This is a genomic window from Mycobacterium sp. 1081908.1, from assembly GCF_001673535.1.
Classification (GTDB): domain Bacteria; phylum Actinomycetota; class Actinomycetes; order Mycobacteriales; family Mycobacteriaceae; genus Mycobacterium.
Map to the genome: position 1 here is coordinate 1 of NZ_LZLY01000015.1, position 17,745 is coordinate 17,745.

Below are 17,745 nucleotides of genomic sequence, written 5' to 3' on the forward strand. Positions count from 1 at the left end.
GGCATCCCGAGGATCCGCTCGGCGATCTGATTGCGGGTCACCTCGGAGGTGCCGCCGGCGATCGTCATGCCGCGCGACCCGCTGATCAATTAATCTCCCCCCGGCGAGTGTGCGTGTCTGCACGGCGACACGCCGCTCGGGCTGGCATTCTGCGCACGCTCGGCGCGGGTGGGGCGGTTAGGCCGGCGCGAATAGCGGCGCGCCGCCGCTGCCCCTCTCGGGCTGGATATCGACGGGCATCCCGCAGGTCACCGAATCCGGTTCGCAGCCAACGATGTTGGCGGCCACCCGCAGCCCGCTCTGCTCGGCGAGCTCGACGATCGCGATCACGTAAGGCGTCGGGATCTCCGGGTTATACGGGTGGTGGTTCACCGTATAGGTGAACACCGTGCCGCGCCCCGAAACCGGCCGCGCCACCAGCGGGCCGCCGCAGTCCCGGCATTGACCGGCCGCCGGGTGCACCCAGCGTGCGCAAGCGTCGCAGTGTTCGATGAGCAACTCGCCTGACACGGCCAATACAGTACACTCTATTGGTTCGGCGTGGGTGGCGGATCGGTTGGACGGATGGTGCACATGACCTACTTCGAAAAAGACGCGATCGTTTCCGGGCTCGGCATCTCGCGAATCGGCCGTCGCACCGGGATCCCCGGCCTGGAGCTGACCATGGAGGCGGTGCGCGCCGCCATCGAGGACGCCGGCCTCTCGCCGGCCGACATCGACGGGATCGCCACCCTCGGCGACACGCCGGCCGCCGACGTCAACGCCGAACTGCGGATCGAGGCGGCCGACTGCGGCGCCGGCTTCGGCACCGGCGGCCTGCTCAGCCCGGTGATGTCGGCGTGCCGCGCGGTCGCCGAACGGCGCGCACACCACGTCGTGGTCTACCGGACGATCCAAATGCTCGGCGGAACGGTCCCGGTCAAGCGCGAGGAGAACGCGCCCGCGCCGGCCCTCGCGCGCATGTTCGAGACCCCCGAAGGGACGCCGAAGCCGGCCGTCGGCGCGATGGACGACGTCAACGACCTGGTCGCCGCCCACGCCTATTCCGCCGCGAACTGGCTGGCGCTGAACTGCCGCCGCCACATGGAGCTGTACGGGACCACCAAGGAACAGCTGGGCTGGTTGGCGCTCAACGGCAGGGGCAACGCCGCGCTGAATCCCCTTGCGGTATACCGCGAACCGATGACCATGGCCGACTACCTGGAGGCGCGACCGGTGTCGACGCCGTTCGGCTTGCTGGACTGCGACGTCCCCATCGACGGCTCGATCGCGGTGGTGGTGTCGAACGCGGAGTACGCCCGCGACTGCCCGCACCGCGCGGTGGCGGTGGAGGCGATCGGCGGATCCGACGGCGCCGGCGGCTGGTTCCACCGCGACGACTACCCGAAGATGGCGATGTCGGACGCGACGGCGCAGATGTGGTCGCGCACGCAGTTGACACCCGCCGACCTGGAGCTGGCCGAGCTGTACGACGGTTTCACGTTTCTCACCCTGGCGTGGCTGGAGGCGCTGGGGGTATGCGGCGACGGCGAGGCCGGCCCGTTCGTCGAGGGCGGCGCGCGGATCGCCCGCGACGGCCAACTGCCGCTGAACACCTACGGCGGCCAGCTCTCCGCGGGGCGCATGCACGGCTACTGGGCTTTGCACGAAGGGTGCCTGCAGCTGCGCGGCGACGCCGGGGAGCGTCAGGTGTCCAAACGCCCCGAGGTCGCCGTGGTTTCGGTGGGCGGCGGACCCGTCGCCGGATGCATGTTGCTCACCTGTTGAGATAGCTTGTGGCACAGCGCGATTCCGGCCCCGCGGACAAACTCGCCGCGCAGATTGCCCGCCACATCGAGGCGGACATCGTCCGGCGCGGCTGGACCGTCGGCGAATCGCTGGGCTCCGAGCAGGCGCTGCAACAGCGATACCGCGTGAGCCGATCGGTGCTGCGGGAGGCCGTCCGCCTGGTCGAACACCACCAGGTCGCCCGGATGCGCCGCGGACCGGGCGGCGGGCTGCTGATCTGCCGGCCGGACGCCGGCCCCGCGACCCGCGCCGTGGTGATCTACCTCGAGTACCTCGGCACGACGCTGGTCGACCTGCTCAACGCGCGCCTGGTGCTCGAACCGCTGGCCGCCTCCCTTGCGGCGGAACGCATCGACGAAGCCGGCATCGACCGGTTGCGCGCGGTGCTGCGGGCGGAGGAGCAGTGGCGGCCGGGCCTCCCGGCGCCGCGCGACGAGTTCCACATCGCGCTGGCGGAGCAATCGAAAAGCCCGGTACTGCAATTGTTCATCGACATCCTGATGCGGCTCACCACGCGATACGCCCTGCAGTCGCGGGCGGACTCGGCGACCGAGGCCATCGAGGCGGTCGAGCACATGCACCGCGACCATTCCCGACTCGTCGACGCCGTCACCGCCGGCGACGCGGCGCGGGCCAAGACGCTCAGCGAACGACACGTCGAAGCGGTGACCTCCTGGCTGCAGCGGCACTACCCCGGCGGGGGGAGCCGGGCGCGCGGGACGCGGCGGCTGCGGCCGGCCGGCGGCGACGCGCCCCACGGCAAACTCGCCGAGATGCTGGCCGCCACCATCGGCGACGAGATCGCCGCCGACGGCTGGCGGGTCGGCTCGCTGTTCGGGACGGAGACGGCCCTGCTGGAGCGCTACCGGGTCAGCCGCGCGGTCTTCCGGGAAGCGGTGCGGCTGCTGGAATATCACTCGGTGGCGCAGATGCGCCGCGGGCCCGGCGGCGGGCTGATCGTCACCAAACCGCACGCCGAGGCCAGCATCGACACCATCGCCCTGTACCTGCAGTACCGCGGGCCGACGCGGGAAGACCTGCGGTGCGTTCGCGACGCCATCGAGATCGACAACGTCGCCAGAATCGTCAAGCGGCGCAGCGAGTCCGAGGTGGCGGCGTTCTTGGCGACCCGGCCGGGCACCCACGCGGGCGACGTGCGCAAGGCGGTCGCCGAGGAGGTCCGATTCCATCTCGGATTGGCGCAGCTGGCCGGCAACGCGCTGCTGGACCTGTTCCTGCGCATCATCATCGAGCTGTTTCGCCGGCACTGGACCAGCACCGTGCCGACCGAGCCGACCTGGACCGACGTCGACGCCGTCGAGCACGCCCATCTCCGGATTGTGCAGGCGATCGAAGCCGGCGACGACAGCCTCGCCCGGTATCGCATCCGCCGTCACCTGGACGCCGCGGCCTCCTGGTGGCTATAGCGGCCCGGATCCGACCGGGTGTGACGCTTTCGATGGCATATCGAACGGCCTTCTGGGGTACTGGGATGGAGAAGTGACAAACGGCCGGTCCAGCAGGGGGTTGGCACTTGTGATCGAAAGCGAGCGCGCAAGGGTGACGGGGGGCTTCGGGGGAACGCAAGCCGGCCAATCGGGTTTCGTTCATTCCGGACTCCTTTACCGTTCGCAGGGGGAATACCGGGACCTTGTCGTTCGCTTCATCGTCGACGCGTTGGCGCTGGACGAGGACGTTTTGGTGGCGGTGCCCGGCGACAAGCTGGACGCGTTGCGGGACGCGTTACCCGGACCCGACGCCGGCTTCACCGCGGAACTGCGGATGGTCGACATCGCCGAGATCGGCCGCAACCCCAGCCGATTCATGGCCATGGAGGGTTCCTTCATCGACGAGCACCACGGCCGGCGGGTGCGAATCGTGAGCGAGCTCGCCTGGCCGGAACGCACCCACGAGGAGATCGTCGCCTGCTCCGAACACGAGGCACTGGTCAACGCGGCCCTCGACGGATACCCGGCGACCGCCTTGTGCCTGTACGACGCCAGCGTGCTGGGCAACGAGGTGCTGGCGGACGCCCGCGCGACGCATCCACTGCTGTGGAGCGGCGGCGCGCTGCAGCGCAGCGCCGAATACGCGCCCGACGACGTCCTGGATCGCTGCAACCAACCGCTCGCCGCCAACCCGGGCGCCGTCACGTACATGGTCAGGAAGTCGGCGGACCTGCGGCCCGCCCGCTCGTTCGCCGTGGACTACGCCGGTTGGGTGGGGATGTCCCCGGGCGGCATCGAGGATCTGCAACTGATCGCGACGGAGCTGGCCAGCAACAGCCTGATGTACACCGACGGGGCCTGCCGGCTGGCCTTCTGGCGCGAGGACGAGCATCTGGTCTGCGAGGCGCGCGACACCGGACGGCTGGGCGACCCGCTGGTGGGGCGCCTGGACCCCGGCCCGAGCGGCCCCGCCAGCCGCGGGCTGTATCTGGTCAACGCGATATCCGACCTGGTCCGCACGCACACCACGCCGGCCGGGACCACGATCCAGGCCTATCTGCGGTTCGACGCGGCGTCCGGGCACGGATAGGAAGCACTTGTGCGGCAAGGGCTTAGCCCGCCGCGCGAAATAGATTTGCAATTGCGCGCCGGCGGCGTCTAGTGTCGGCGCTCGTGCGTCTTCTTCAGCGTGCCGTAGTAGCCAGCACCCGCAGCGGGGTCTGATCCCAGACCGACCCCCCGCTGTGGGTCGGAAGCTACTACCGTCGGTCGCTCCCGCTGATCAGAGAAGACCGACACCGTGGCTCTTACCAAGGCTCTTTCCAAATCCCTCGCCCCCTCGGGCGGCCACTTCGGCGCAGCCTTGCCGCGCGGGCTGCGCGAGGAGGCCGACGCGATGTCGTGGGAGGCCTTCGTCGCCACCTACGGTCGCACCGCCGGCCCGGTGCGATTGGGCCACTGGGCCTGCACCGACGCCGAGCGACCCGCAGGGCGGCTCGGCCCGCAGGCCCGCAATTTCCGGGCGATGATCGCCGTCGGCGACCACATCAGCACGTCGACCGCCGCCGCCAGCGGCCCGATCGCCGCCCTCACCGAGATGCTGCATCAGCGCGGGATCACGGTGGAGGTGCTGCGGTTTCACCAGATCCGTTGCGGCGCGGCCACGGCCACGTTCATCCGCGGCAGCGACGGGATTCGCGCCGAGTGGGCGATGGGCCTCGCGGAGGATCCGACCCAGTCCGCGTTGCGCGCGGTGATCGCGTGCGCCAACCGGCTGGCGGCGTGACTAGCGTCCGAGCGGGCGCAGCACGATCGGCATGCCGTCCTTGGGCACCGGCATGCCGCCGTAGTCCCACTCGGCCTGGTATCCCGGGCGGGGCAGCTCCAGCCGGTACTCGCGCAGCAGGCGGTGCAGGATCGACTTGATCTCCAACTGCCCGAACACCATTCCGATGCACTTGTGCGCGCCGCCGCCGAACGGCGTCCAGCCATAGCGGTGCCGCTTGTGCTCGCTGCGCGGCTCGGTGAACCGGTCCGGGTCGAATTTCAGCGGGTCCGTCCAGAGTTCCGGCAGCCGGTGATTCATCCCGGGGTAGGCGATGACGTTGGTGCCCTTGGGAATGTAGTAACCCAGCAGGTCGGTGTCGCGCACGGTCTGGCGCATGGCCCACTGCACCGGCGTCACCAGCCGGATCGACTCGTTCATCACCAGGTCCAGCGACTCCAGCTTCTCGAGGGAGTCGATGTCCAGCGGCCCGTCGCCGATGAGGCGGTCCGATTCGTCGCGGCAGCGCTCCTGCCACTCCGGGTGGGCGGCCAGCTGGTAGACCATCGTCGTGGCGGTCGACGTCGACGTGTCGTGCGCGGCCATCATCAGGAAGATCATGTGGTTGACGATGTCCTCGTCGGAGAACTTGTTGCCGTCCTCGTCCTCGCTCTGGCACAACACCGACAGCAGGTCGTTGCCGTCCTTCCCGCGCTGTTCCTTGACGCGCTCGCGGAAGTAGTTCTCCAGCAGTTCGCGCGCCTTCAGGCCGCGCCACCACGTGAACGGCGGGACACCGGTGCGGATGATCGCGTTGCCGGCGCGGGTGGTGACCGTGAACGCCTTGTTCACCTTGGTCACCAGGTCGCGGTCGGTGCCGGGCTCATGGCCCATGAACACCATCGACGCGATGTCGAGGGTCAACTCCTTCATCGCCGGGTAGAGCAGGAAGCGCGCGTCGTTGACGACCCAGTCGTTGGCGACCGTCTGGGTGATGACCTTGTCCATCTGCTCGACGTAGGAGACCAGCCGGGACCGGACGAACGCCTCCTGCATGATCCGCCGGTGAAACATGTGCTCTTCGAAGTCGAGCAGCATCAGCCCGCGGTGGAAGAACGGCCCGATCACCGGCACCCAGCCCTGCTGCGAGTAGTCCTTGTTGCGGTTGGAGTAGATGACCTGCGCCGCGTCGGGGCCCAGCGCCGCGACGCCCGGCAGGACCGGCGAATCGCCGAAGACGACCGGGCCCTTGGTCTGGTAGAGGAACATCAGGTAGTCCGGTCCGCCGCGCAACATCTCGATGATGTGCCCGATGACCGGCAGGCCCGCGTCACCGAGCACCGGCTTGAGCCCGCTGTCCGGCGGGGGATCGGCGAGCTTGTGCTCCGGGAACTGCGTGTTCAGCAGCCTGCGCTCGACCAGGCCCATGCCCGGGAAGTTGTTGAACGACGGGGTCAACCGGCGCCGCGCCTGATCGAGCAGATAGTGCGGGGTGCTGATCGTGGCGGCCATAGACGCTCCTTTGCGGGCCCGGGGCGGGTGACAGCGGTCACTGATTCATACCTTCGGGAAAAACTTGACGGCTGTCAAGTTTGCTTTTCCCGCGGCGTGGTGCAAGGTCGATGACGTGAGCAGCCACGCCGACGCGGACCCGGGCGAACCGGCCATTCGCCGGCGCGGCGACAAACACCGGCAGGCGATCATGCAGGCGGTGCGCGACCTGCTCGAGGAACAGCCGTTCGCGGAACTGTCGGTCAGCACCATCAGCCTGCGGGCCGGGGTGGCCCGATCCGGCTTCTACTTCTACTTCGACTCCAAGTACGCGGTGCTCGCCCAGATCATGGCCGAGGCCGCCGAGGAACTCGAAGAGCTCACGCACTACTTCGCCCCCCGCCAGCCCGGCGAGTCGCCGGAGCAGTTCGCCAAGCGGATGGTCCGCAGCGCCGCGGCGGTCTACGCGCACAACGACCCGGTGATGGCGGCCTGTAACTTGGCCCGGCACACCGACATTCAGATCCGCGAGCTCCTCGAGCGGCAGTTCGAGGTGGTGCTGGGCCAGATCACCGCGATCGTCGAGGCGGAGATCAAGGCGGGGACCGCGAATCCGATCAGCGACGACGTCCCGGCGCTGGTGCGCACCCTGGCGGGCACCACCTCGCTGACGCTGAGCGGCGACCCGCTCCTCGCCGGACGCCAAGGCCACCAGGACGACATGGAGCGCCGGGTGCGGGTGCTCGAGCAGCTGTGGCTCAATTCGCTGTGGGGTGGCGGGCCGAAGTAACGCGGTATGGTCACGGCCATGGGGCTGCGGAAAGCGGGGCGGTATTTCGCCGGGAAGCGGTGCCTGGTCACCGGCGCGGCCAGCGGGATCGGTCGTGTGACCGCCCTGCGGCTGGCCGCGCAGGGCGCCGAACTGTATCTGACCGACCGCAATTCGGACGGTCTGGAACGGACCGTCGCCGACGCCCGCGCGCTGGGCGCCGAAGTGCCCGTGCACCGGACGCTCGACGTCGCCGACTACGACCAGGTAGCGGCCTTCGCCGCCGACATCCACGCCGAGCATTCGAGTGTCGACGTCGTGCTGAACATCGCCGGCGTTTCGGCCTGGGGGACCGTCGACCGGCTGACACATGACCAGTGGCGCAAGATGATCGCGATCAACCTGATGGGTCCGATCCACGTCATCGAGGTGTTCGTTCCGCCGATGTTGGCGGCCGGCCGGGGCGGGCACGTGGTCAACGTGTCGTCGGCCGCGGGGCTGGTGGCGCTGCCGTGGCACGCGGCCTACAGCGCCAGCAAGTTCGGCCTGCGCGGGCTGTCCGAGGTGTTGCGGTTCGACCTGGCGCGGCACCGCATCGGGGTGTCGGTCGTGGTGCCCGGCGCGGTGAAGACCCCGTTGGTCGAGACGGTCGAGATCGCCGGAGTCGACCGCGAGGACCCCCGGGTCGCCCGCTGGGTGGACCGCTTCAGCGGTCACGCGGTGTCGCCGGAAAGGGCGGCCGACAAGATCTTGGCCGGGGTCGCGAGGAACCGCTACCTGATCTACACCTCCCCGGACATCCGGGCGCTGTATGCGTTCAAGCGGCTGGCCTGGTGGCCCTACAGCGTGGCGATGCGTCAGGTCAACGCGATCTTCACGCGCGCGCTGCGTCCCGCCCCGGCGCCGCTAGCCCGGCATGGCCAGCTCGAGTCGCACGCCGAGTAGCCGAACCGGCCGGTCGAGCTCGAAGAGGTCCAGGACGCGCAGCGCCGCCTCGGTGATGGTGTCGGCGTCGGTGGTGGCGGCAGGCAGCTTGCGGATTTTGGTGCGGGTGTAAAACGTCGCGGTCCGCACGGTGACGGCGACGCGGGTCACGATCCGTCCTGCCGCGAGCACGTCGTCCAATGCGTGGCGCGCCAATCGCGTTACGGCCGCGTCCATTTCGGCCCGATCGGTGAGGTCGCGCGGAAAGGTGACCACGTGGCTGCGGGAGCGCGGTATCCACGGTTCGGCGCTGACTTGGGCGTCGCCGCCACCCTTGGCCAGCAGCAGCAGCCAGAGGCCGGTGCGCGGGCCGAACGTGGACGTCAGCAGCTCCGCATCGGCGTGCGCAAGCTCGCGAACCGTGGTGATATCAAGGGCCGCAAGCTTTTTCGCCGTCTTGGGACCCACGCCCCACAGTGCGTCGACCGGACGGTCGGCCATCACGGTCATCCAGTTCGCGTCGGTGAGCGCAAAGATGCCGGCCGGTTTCGCGAAGCCGGTGGCGACCTTGGCCCGCTGTTTGTTGTCGCTGATGCCGACCGAGCAGGACAGCCCGGTTTCCGACGCGACGACCGCTCGGACCTGCTCGGCCACCTCGGTCGGGTCCGCGGCCTCGACGCCGACGTACGCCTCGTCCCAGCCCCACACCTCGACCGGGTGCCCCAGGTCGCGCAGCAGGCCCATCACCTGCTCGGAGGCCGCGTCGTAGGCGGCCGGGTCCGATGGCAGGAACGTCGCGTCGGGGCAGCGCCGCGCGGCGGTGCGCAACGGCATGCCGGCGTGCACACCGAACTCGCGCGCCTCGTACGAGGCGCAGGTGACCACCTTGCGCGGTTCGGTCGGGTCACCGCTGCCGCCGACGATGACCGGCAGCCCGGCCAGTTCGGGGTGGCGGCGCAGCTCGACCGATGCCAGAAACTGGTCCAGGTCGACATGAAGGACCCAGGTCATGCGGCCCTCACCGCCCGCAGAGCTTGCGCGCCAGGCTTTCCCACGCGTCGCACAGCGTCGCCATGGTGTGCCCGCCGTCGTTGAGTTGGTGCTCCACGTAATCGGCGTCGAGCAGCGCCAGCAGCGCGTCGGTCTGGACGTCGAGGTCGCCGGTGGTGCCCGCCGCGGCCAGCAGCACCCGTACGTGCGTGCGCTGCACGGCGCCCGCCCCGGCGTGGCGCAGCTGCGGATCGCGGTTGGCCGCCGACAGCAGCGCGTGGTGGGTGTGGACGAAGCGCATCTGCTCGCGGCCGAAGGCCACCAGCCGGTCCATCGGTGGCGCGTCGGGCCCCAGCGGCGGCGGCCCGAACAGAAACGCCTCCTGGCTGGCCCGCTCGTCCGCGTCGAGCAGCACCATCATCAGGCCGGCCCGGCTGCCGAAGCGGCGGAACAGCGTGCCCTTGCCGACGCCCGCGGCGGCCGCGACGTCGTCCATGGTGACCGCGTCCGCGCCGCGCTCGTCCACCAGCCGCCGGGCGGCGTCCAGCAGGAGCGTGCGGTTGCGCGCCGCGTCGCCCCGTTCCTGGGGAACCGACACGGGCAACGCGCGCGACCGCTCGACACCGCTCACAACCGCACTTTAGCGCCGCCGGAATAAACCGGACTATGGTCCGGTTGGGGCGTGCAAGGATGTACACCATCGGCCGAAGGGATCACACAGTGGCAGAGATCAAAATCTTGGCGTTAGTGGGCAGCTTGCGCGCGGCGTCGATCAACCGCCAGATCGCGGAACTGGCGGGGGCGGTCGCTCCCGCCGACGTCAGCGTCACGATCTTCGAGGGACTGGGTGAGGTGCCGTTTTACAACGAGGAGATCGACGAAGCGATGACCCCCGGCGCCCCGCCACTGGCCCCGGTCACCGCGCTGCGCGCCGCGGCCGCCGGTGCGGACGCCGCGCTGGTGGTCACCCCCGAGTACAACGGCAGCATCCCGGCGGTCGTCAAGAACGCGATCGACTGGCTGTCCCGCCCGTTCGGCGACGGCGCGCTGAAGGGCAAGCCCCTGGCGGTCATCGGGGGTGGCTTCGGCCGGTACGGCGGGGTGTGGGCGCACGACGAGACCCGCAAGTCGTTCGGAATCGCCGGCGCCCGCGTGATCGAGGCGATCAAGCTGTCCGTCCCGTTCAAGTCCCTCGACGGCAAGGCGCCCGCCGACGACGCCGAGCTGGCGGCGAATGTGCGCGACGCCGTCGGCAAGCTCGCCGCCGAAGTCGGCTGAATTTGGCGGGAACGAACAACCCGCCCGCCGGTCACCAGCAACGTTTCGATAACCGAATAGCCGAAGCCGCCAGCCCGCGCCGGCGGCTTTGCTGGTGAGCGGGACCGGGGACGGCTGGGACCGGCGATCGGGGCGCTTCTGTCGGTGGCCGCTGATATACCGGTTCGCATGTCCCCTCGAAACCAACCTGTGATCTGCGACACGCCGGGCGGGTGTCGCGGCGAGGCCTTACGACCAGGGAATTTCAGAATTGTTATTCAGAACATCTTGTATCTGGACAACTTGTCGGCCACTAGGTGTAGTGTTTCGAGGCACCGGCAGATCCCAGGATCCCCACGCTGGCCGGGCTTGGGGACCTCCCCGAATCGGCTCGAAGAGGTTGAAGGCGGCGCCTTCGGCTTCCAGCGCCGCAAGACGGGAATCTGGGGCCCTGACGGGCCGCTGAAACACAGCGAAGACCGAGTTCGTTGCAGTACCGAAGTAGTTGCCAGTCCGTTACAGGTTCTCCCTTCCGCAAAGGAGCGGCATCCATGAGCATCACCGTGTACACCAAGCCCGCGTGCGTGCAGTGCAGCGCCACCTTCAAGGCCCTGGACAAGCAGGGCGTCGCCTACCAGAAGGTGGACATCACGCTGGACTCCGAGTCGCGGGACTACGTGATGGCGCTGGGGTACCTGCAGGCTCCCGTGGTGGTCGCGGGCAACGACCACTGGTCGGGTTTCCGCCCCGATCGCATCAAGGCGCTCGCGGAGTCGGCGCTCAGCGCTTAGTCGGACATTAGGTAAGGAAGGTTGCGGTGCCATGGACATCACGGGGCCCAACCTGGTGTATTTCTCTTCCGTGTCGGAGAACACCCACCGCTTCGTGCAGAAGCTGGGTGTTCCCGCCACGCGGATACCGCTGCACGGGCACATCGAGGTCGATGAGCCGTACGTCCTGATCCTGCCGACCTACGGCGGCGGCCGGGCCACACCGGACGTCAACGCCGGGGGTTACGTCCCCAAGCAGGTCATCGCTTTCTTGAACAACGAACGCAACCGGTCGTTGATCCGCGGCGTCATCGCCGCGGGCAACAACAACTTCGGGGCCGAATTCGCCTACGCGGGCAACGTCATCTCCCGCAAGTGCGGCGTGCCCTACCTCTATCGCTTCGAACTCATGGGAACCCCGGACGACGTGGATGCCGTCCGCGCGGGCCTGGCTGACTTCTGGAAGGAACAGACGTGCCACCAACCGTCACTGCAGAGCCTGTAGCCGCCGCCACGCATGCGTCGTCCGACGAGACGGACTACCACGCTCTGAACGCGATGCTGAACCTGTACGACAAGGACGGCAGGATTCAGTTCGACAAGGACGTTCTCGCGGCGCGCCAGTACTTCCTGGAGCATGTCAACCAGAACACCGTCTTCTTCCATAACCAGGACGAGAAGCTCGACTACCTGATCCGCGAGAATTATTACGAGCGTGAGGTTCTCGACCAGTACTCGCGCAACTTCGTCAAGGAGCTGCTGGACCGCGCCTACGCCAAGAAGTTCCGGTTCCCGACGTTTCTGGGCGCCTTCAAGTACTACACCTCCTACACGCTGAAGACGTTCGACGGCAAGCGCTACCTGGAGCGCTTCGAGGACCGGGTCGTCATGGTCGCGCTGACGCTGGCGTCCGGTGACACCGGCCTGGCCGAGAAGCTGGTCGACGAGATCATCGACGGCCGGTTCCAGCCGGCCACCCCGACGTTCCTGAACTCGGGTAAGAAGCAGCGCGGCGAGCCGGTCAGCTGCTTTCTGCTGCGCATCGAGGACAACATGGAGTCGATCGGGCGATCGATCAACTCCGCCCTGCAGCTGTCCAAGCGCGGTGGGGGAGTCGCGTTGCTGCTCTCCAACATTCGCGAGCACGGCGCGCCGATCAAGAACATCGAGAACCAGTCGTCGGGCGTCATCCCGATCATGAAGCTGCTCGAGGACTCGTTCTCCTACGCCAACCAGCTGGGGGCGCGCCAGGGCGCCGGCGCGGTGTACCTGCACGCGCATCACCCCGACATCTATCGCTTCCTGGACACCAAGCGGGAGAACGCCGACGAGAAGATCCGGATCAAGACGCTCTCCCTGGGCGTGGTGATCCCCGACATCACCTTCGAGCTGGCCAAGAAGAACGAGGACATGTACCTGTTCTCGCCGTACGACGTCGAGCGCGTGTACGGCGTGCCGTTCGCCGACATCTCGGTGACCGAGAAGTACTACGAGATGGTCGACGACGCGCGCATCCGCAAGACCAAGATCAAGGCGCGCGAGTTCTTCCAGACGCTGGCGGAGCTGCAGTTCGAGTCCGGCTACCCCTACATCATGTTCGAGGACACGGTGAACCGGGCCAACCCCATCGAGGGCAAGATCACGCACTCGAACCTGTGCTCGGAGATCCTGCAGGTGTCCACGCCGTCGCTGTTCAACGAGGACCTGTCGTATGCCCATGTGGGCAAGGACATTTCGTGCAACCTGGGATCGCTGAACATCGCCAAGACGATGGACTCGCCGGACTTCGCCCAGACGATCGAGGTGGCCATCCGCGCGCTCACCGCGGTCAGCGACCAGACGCACATCACGTCGGTGCCCTCAATCGAGCAGGGCAACAACGACTCCCACGCGATCGGGCTGGGGCAGATGAACCTGCACGGCTACCTGGCCCGCGAGGGCGTCTTCTACGGGTCCGAGGAAGGCATCGACTTCACCAACATCTACTTCTACACGGTGCTCTACCACGCGCTGCGGGCGTCGAACCGCATCGCGATCGAGCGCGGCAGCCACTTCAAGGGGTTCGAGAAGTCCAAGTACGCCTCGGGGGAGTTCTTCGACAAGTACACCGAGCAGGTGTGGGAGCCGGCGACCGACAAGGTGCGCCAGCTGTTCGCCGACGCGGAGATCCGCATCCCGACGCAGGACGATTGGAAGCGGCTCAAGGAGTCGGTCGCCGCGCACGGCATCTACAACCAGAACCTGCAGGCGGTGCCGCCGACCGGATCGATCTCCTACATCAACCACTCGACGTCGTCCATCCACCCCATCGTGTCCAAGGTCGAAATCCGCAAGGAGGGCAAGATCGGGCGGGTCTACTACCCGGCGCCCTACATGACCAACGACAACCTGGAGTACTACCAGGACGCCTACGAGATCGGTTACGAGAAGATCATCGACACCTACGCCGCGGCCACCCAGCACGTGGACCAGGGGCTGTCGCTGACCCTGTTCTTCAAGGACACCGCCACCACCCGCGACGTGAACAAGGCGCAGATCTACGCCTGGCGCAAGGGGATCAAGACGCTGTACTACATCCGGCTGCGGCAGATGGCGCTGGAGGGCACCGAGGTCGAGGGCTGCGTCTCCTGCATGCTGTAGGGCGCGGGACCCACGGCGTCGGCGCCAGTCTGCCCAGGTCAGCGCCTCTCGCGCGGTATGGTGCTTGATGTGGTGAGAATTCCGCGACCTCCCCGACCCCATCCGAGCGTGAAGCCCGGGGTCAAGGTCGACGCGCGCAGCGAACGGTGGCGCGAGCACCGCAAAAAGGTGCGCGGCGAAATCGTCGACGCGGCGTTTCGCGCCATCGACCGGCTGGGGCCCGAGCTGAGCGTGCGGGAGATCGCCGAGGAGGCCGGCACCGCGAAGCCCAAGATTTACCGGCACTTCCACGACAAATCCGATCTGTTTCAGGCGATCGGCGAGCGCCTGCGCGACATGTTGTGGGCGGCGATCTTCCCGTCGATCGACCTGAAGACCGATTCGGCCCGCGAGGTGATCCACCGCGCCGTCGAGGAGTACGTCAACCTCGTCGACCAGCACCCCAACGTGCTGCGGGTGTTCATCCAGGGCCGTTCGGCCGCGAGCCCCAAGATCCTGGAGGAGGGCCGCGGAATCACCCTGGCGGTGGCCGACATGTTCGACAACGAGCTGCGGGAGATGGAGCTGGACCACGCGGCGATCGAACTGGCCGGTCACGCCGCCTTCGGATCGGCCGCCTCGGCCACCGAGTGGTGGCTGGGTCCCGAGGCCGACAGCCCGCGCCGCATGCCGCGCGAGCAATTCGTCGCCCACCTGACGACCATCATGATGGGCGTCATCGTCGGCACCGCCGACGCGCTGGGCGTCGCGATGGATCCCGACCAGCCGATTCACAGCGTGGTGCCCAGCAATCCCGCCGCGAGCTGAGAACGTTCGGCACGTTGACAGCGCTGCCGGCATCGATAACACTCGCCCTATCCGATACCTTGGGTACTGGGTATTTGCGAGCTAACAGGAAGACCGATCCACCGTGACCGATGTCATCGCACAAGTTGAGCCGACTCACGCGCAAGAACCGGTGCACACCCGCGCCGTGATCATCGGGACCGGGTTCTCCGGTCTCGGCATGGCGATCGCACTGCAGAGGCAGGGCGTGGACTTCGTCATCCTGGAGAAGGCCGACGACGTCGGCGGCACCTGGCGCGACAACAGCTATCCCGGGTGCGCCTGCGACATCCCGTCGCACCTCTACTCCTTCTCGTTCGAGCCGAAGCCCGACTGGAAGAACCCGTTCTCCTACCAGCCCGAGATATGGGACTACCTCAAAGGCGTCACCGAGAAATACGGGCTGCGCCGCTACATGGTGTTCAACTCGCTGGTGGACCGCGGCCACTGGGACGACGATGAGAACCGCTGGCACGTGTTCACCGCCGACGGCCGCGAATACGTCGCCCAGTTCCTCATCTCCGGCGCGGGCGCGCTGCACATCCCGTCGTTCCCCGACATCGAGGGCCGCGACGAATTCGCCGGTCCCGCTTTCCATTCCGCGGAGTGGGACCACAGCGTCGACCTGACCGGCAAGCGGGTGGCGATCATCGGCACCGGCGCCAGCGCGATCCAGATCGTGCCCGAGATCGTCGGGCAGGTCGCCGAACTGCAGCTGTACCAGCGCACCCCGCCATGGGTGGTGCCGCGCTCCAACCCGGACCTGCCGCCGGTCCTGCGCCGGGCGATGGCGAACGTTCCCGGGTTGCGGGCGCTGACCCGGCTGGGGATCTACTGGGCGCAGGAGGCGCTGGCGTTCGGCATGACCAAGCGGCCGAATGCGCTGAGGTTCATCGAGGCTTATTGCAAATACAACATCCGGCGCTCGGTGAAGGACCGCGAGCTGCGCCGCAAGCTGACCCCGCACTACCGCATCGGCTGCAAGCGAATCCTGAACTCCTCCACCTACTATGGTGCCGTCGCGGACCCCAAGACCCAACTGATCACCCACGGCATCACCCGCATCACGCCGGACGGGATCGTCACCGCCGACGGCCGGGAACACCAGGCGGACGTGATCGTCTACGCCACCGGCTTCCACGTCACCGACTCCTACACCTACGTCCAGATCAAGGGGCGGCACGGCGAGGACCTGGTCGACCGGTGGAACCGCGAGGGCATCGGCGCGCATCGGGGCATCACCGTCGCCGACGTGCCGAACTTGTTCTTCCTGCTGGGGCCCAACACGGGGCTCGGGCACAACTCCGTGGTGTTCATGATCGAATCCCAGATCCGCTACGTCGCCGACGCGATCGCCACGTGCGACAAGCTGGGCGCGCAGGCGCTGGCCCCGACCCGCGAAGCGCAGGACCGGTTCAACGACGAACTGCAGCAAAGGCTTTCGCAGTCGGTGTGGAACACCGGCGGCTGCGCCAGCTGGTACCTCGACGAGCACGGCAAGAACACCGTGCTGTGGGGCGGCTACACCTGGGAGTACTGGCGGGCGACCCGTGCGGTGAAGCGAGACGAGTATCAGTTCTTCGGCGTGCGCCGGACCCGGGATCAGAGGGACCCAAGCCCCGCCGGCTAATCAAACCCGAGTTGCTCGTGGGTATGGAGTTGAGCCGCCGTCGGGCCTTACATTGGGAGGGCAATGAGCGCTTATCAGACCGTGGTGGTCGGCACCGATGGCTCGGATTCGTCGCTGCGTGCGGTGGATCGCGCCGCCGCGATCGCGGCGGATCACGGCGCGAAATTGATCGTTGTGACGGCGCACAACCCCGTCCCTGAGGAAAAGGGCCGCTACGCCATCCCCCCGGGCAGTGACCATGGCCAGGACTACCGGTTGGTGGGCGAGGCGCCCTACTACGGGATCCTGCAGAACGCCAGGGAGCGGGCGCACCAGGCCGGGGCCAAGAACGTGGAGGAGAAGCCGATCGTCGGCGCCCCCATCAACGTGCTGGTGCAGCTGGCCGAGGAGGTCCGCGCCGACCTGCTGGTCGTCGGCAACGTCGGGCTCAGCAGCGTCGCCGGGCGGCTGCTGGGATCGGTCCCATCCGAAGTCTCCCGCAGGTCCAAGGTCGACGTGCTGATCGTCCACACCAGCGCCTGAGCTGATATGTAAGCGGTTCTGTCAAGTGGGCAGGGAAAAGCGGCGGTCGCGGTGTGTTGCGGCCGCCGCTTTTCGTTGGCCGGATGAGGTCGTTGTCGAGGTCGAGCGTGTCTTTCGACGCGTGTCAGTCTGATATGCGCGGGTTGGTTACCGCAGGACGGGAGTTTCGAGTTGGAGCGGCTTGCTGTGTCTAGGAGCGAGCGTAATCGCCTGTGTTGCAAGCAGATTGCTCATAGCTCAGTCGCGGGTCACTCCAAGGCGCTTGCCGGCCTGTTCATCGACCTCATCCGGGGCCTGTGGGGCGATCTATCCGTCGAGTACGGCCAGTGACCAGCACCATCCGGCCAGCTCGCGGGCGATCGCGGTGTTGGCGACCACGGCGCGTTTCTTGCGTGCATCGAACGAGCGCCACCGAGTATGCAGGCGTTGGTTGGCCAGCTGGGCGCGCGCACGGGCCGCGGGATCAGCAGCAGCCCAGCGCCGCTGCAGCTTGGCGCTCACACGGTAGCGGGGCCGGTGATGCCAGGCTGCTTCGATCAGCAGTCGTCGGGCATGACTGTTGCCGGTCTTGGTGACCCCGCCCTGAATCCGGCTGGGCCCCGAGGAATACTCGCTGGGCACCAGCCCGAGATAGGCGCCGATCGCGCGGCCGGTCAGCCGATGCCAGTCGCCGATCTCGACGGCCAACCCGAACGCGGTCAACGTCGCGATTCCGCGCAGGCAGCACAGCCTGCTCACCACCGGGGTGAACTCAGAATCAGCAGCCATCTGTTCGATAGCGCGATCGAGGCGCTCGCGGCGATTGAGGGTGACCAGCATCGCCTCAAAGCTACTGTCGTAGGCCAACTGCAGGGCGGGATTGTCGAACCGCTGAGCGCGCAGCCACAGCTCATGTTTGCCGGTCCAGGCTCTGCCACCGCTGTAGA

General features: G+C 67.7%; 18 protein-coding genes and 1 pseudogene. 13 read left to right on the forward strand and 6 right to left on the reverse strand.

The window, feature by feature from the left end; translation table 11 throughout:
- A pseudogene (locus tag A5655_RS29335) lies at positions 1 to 86 on the reverse strand (acyl-CoA dehydrogenase family protein); the annotation flags it as partial.
- A gap of 91 nt (positions 87 to 177) precedes the next feature.
- Positions 178 to 510, reverse strand: coding sequence for a Zn-ribbon domain-containing OB-fold protein (locus tag A5655_RS02740; protein ID WP_369807147.1), 333 nt, complete (start codon positions 508 to 510; stop codon positions 178 to 180).
- A 63-nt stretch (positions 511 to 573) separates the two neighbouring features.
- Between A5655_RS02740 and A5655_RS02745 the strand changes: the two genes are divergently transcribed.
- From A5655_RS02745 to A5655_RS02760, 4 genes are all read left to right on the forward strand, one after another.
- A complete protein-coding gene (locus A5655_RS02745; protein WP_067005362.1) occupies positions 574 to 1,767 on the forward strand; it encodes a thiolase family protein in 1,194 nt (397 codons plus the stop codon).
- A gap of 8 nt (positions 1,768 to 1,775) precedes the next feature.
- On the forward strand, positions 1,776 to 3,215 hold the full coding sequence (locus A5655_RS02750) for a FadR/GntR family transcriptional regulator (protein ID WP_067005333.1): 1,440 nt from the start codon (positions 1,776 to 1,778) through the stop codon (positions 3,213 to 3,215).
- Positions 3,216 to 3,324: 109 nt separating this feature from the next.
- Entirely contained in the window at positions 3,325 to 4,326 is a 1,002-nt protein-coding gene (locus A5655_RS02755) for a sensor histidine kinase (protein ID WP_067005336.1), read from the forward strand.
- A 210-nt stretch (positions 4,327 to 4,536) separates the two neighbouring features.
- Complete coding sequence (locus A5655_RS02760; protein WP_067005338.1) at positions 4,537 to 5,022, forward strand: homocitrate synthase; 486 nt, start codon at positions 4,537 to 4,539, stop codon at positions 5,020 to 5,022.
- Here the strand turns inward: A5655_RS02760 and A5655_RS02765 are convergent, their stop codons facing one another.
- Positions 5,023 to 6,513 (reverse strand): cytochrome P450, encoded by a 1,491-nt coding sequence (locus A5655_RS02765; RefSeq protein ID WP_067005340.1) that lies wholly within the window; start codon positions 6,511 to 6,513, stop codon positions 5,023 to 5,025.
- 115 nt (positions 6,514 to 6,628) lie between these two features.
- Between A5655_RS02765 and A5655_RS02770 the strand changes: the two genes are divergently transcribed.
- Positions 6,629 to 7,282, forward strand: coding sequence for a TetR/AcrR family transcriptional regulator (locus A5655_RS02770; RefSeq protein WP_067005342.1), 654 nt, complete (start codon positions 6,629 to 6,631; stop codon positions 7,280 to 7,282).
- A gap of 18 nt (positions 7,283 to 7,300) precedes the next feature.
- The gene (locus tag A5655_RS02775) at positions 7,301 to 8,206 is read left to right on the forward strand and encodes an SDR family oxidoreductase (RefSeq protein WP_067005367.1); all 906 of its coding nucleotides are present in this window, start codon (positions 7,301 to 7,303) and stop codon (positions 8,204 to 8,206) included.
- Here the strand turns inward: A5655_RS02775 and A5655_RS02780 are convergent.
- Entirely contained in the window at positions 8,168 to 9,196 is a 1,029-nt protein-coding gene (locus A5655_RS02780; RefSeq protein ID WP_067005344.1) for a DNA polymerase IV, read from the reverse strand. The genes A5655_RS02775 and A5655_RS02780 overlap by 39 nt on opposite strands.
- Before the next feature lie 7 nt (positions 9,197 to 9,203).
- Positions 9,204 to 9,806 (reverse strand): TetR/AcrR family transcriptional regulator, encoded by a 603-nt coding sequence (locus A5655_RS02785; RefSeq protein ID WP_067005346.1) that lies wholly within the window; start codon positions 9,804 to 9,806, stop codon positions 9,204 to 9,206.
- Positions 9,807 to 9,865: 59 nt separating this feature from the next.
- Here A5655_RS02785 and A5655_RS02790 point away from each other — a divergent pair, with 59 nt between their 5' ends.
- The 7 genes from A5655_RS02790 to A5655_RS02820 all read left to right on the forward strand — a co-directional run bounded on the left by A5655_RS02790 (position 9,866) and on the right by A5655_RS02820 (position 16,819).
- Complete coding sequence (locus A5655_RS02790) at positions 9,866 to 10,453, forward strand: NAD(P)H-dependent oxidoreductase (RefSeq protein ID WP_067005348.1); 588 nt, start codon at positions 9,866 to 9,868, stop codon at positions 10,451 to 10,453.
- Positions 10,454 to 10,983: 530 nt separating this feature from the next.
- A complete protein-coding gene (locus A5655_RS02795) occupies positions 10,984 to 11,223 on the forward strand; it encodes a redoxin NrdH (protein WP_067005350.1) in 240 nt (79 codons plus the stop codon).
- 31 nt (positions 11,224 to 11,254) lie between these two features.
- Entirely contained in the window at positions 11,255 to 11,707 is a 453-nt protein-coding gene (nrdI, locus tag A5655_RS02800) for a class Ib ribonucleoside-diphosphate reductase assembly flavoprotein NrdI (protein WP_067005352.1), read from the forward strand.
- Positions 11,677 to 13,842, forward strand: coding sequence for a class 1b ribonucleoside-diphosphate reductase subunit alpha (gene nrdE / locus A5655_RS02805; RefSeq protein WP_082978442.1), 2,166 nt, complete (start codon positions 11,677 to 11,679; stop codon positions 13,840 to 13,842). The genes nrdI and nrdE overlap by 31 nt, the downstream gene beginning before the upstream one ends.
- A gap of 78 nt (positions 13,843 to 13,920) precedes the next feature.
- Entirely contained in the window at positions 13,921 to 14,649 is a 729-nt protein-coding gene (locus tag A5655_RS02810) for a TetR/AcrR family transcriptional regulator (protein WP_156764661.1), read from the forward strand.
- 103 nt (positions 14,650 to 14,752) lie between these two features.
- A complete protein-coding gene (locus A5655_RS02815; protein ID WP_067005356.1) occupies positions 14,753 to 16,297 on the forward strand; it encodes an NAD(P)/FAD-dependent oxidoreductase in 1,545 nt (514 codons plus the stop codon).
- Positions 16,298 to 16,360: 63 nt separating this feature from the next.
- Positions 16,361 to 16,819 (forward strand): universal stress protein, encoded by a 459-nt coding sequence (locus A5655_RS02820; protein ID WP_067005358.1) that lies wholly within the window; start codon positions 16,361 to 16,363, stop codon positions 16,817 to 16,819.
- A 306-nt stretch (positions 16,820 to 17,125) separates the two neighbouring features.
- Here A5655_RS02820 and A5655_RS02825 read toward each other — a convergent pair.
- Positions 17,126 to 17,745 (reverse strand): transposase (locus A5655_RS02825; protein WP_067005360.1); only part of this gene is annotated, 620 nt, incomplete at its 5' end.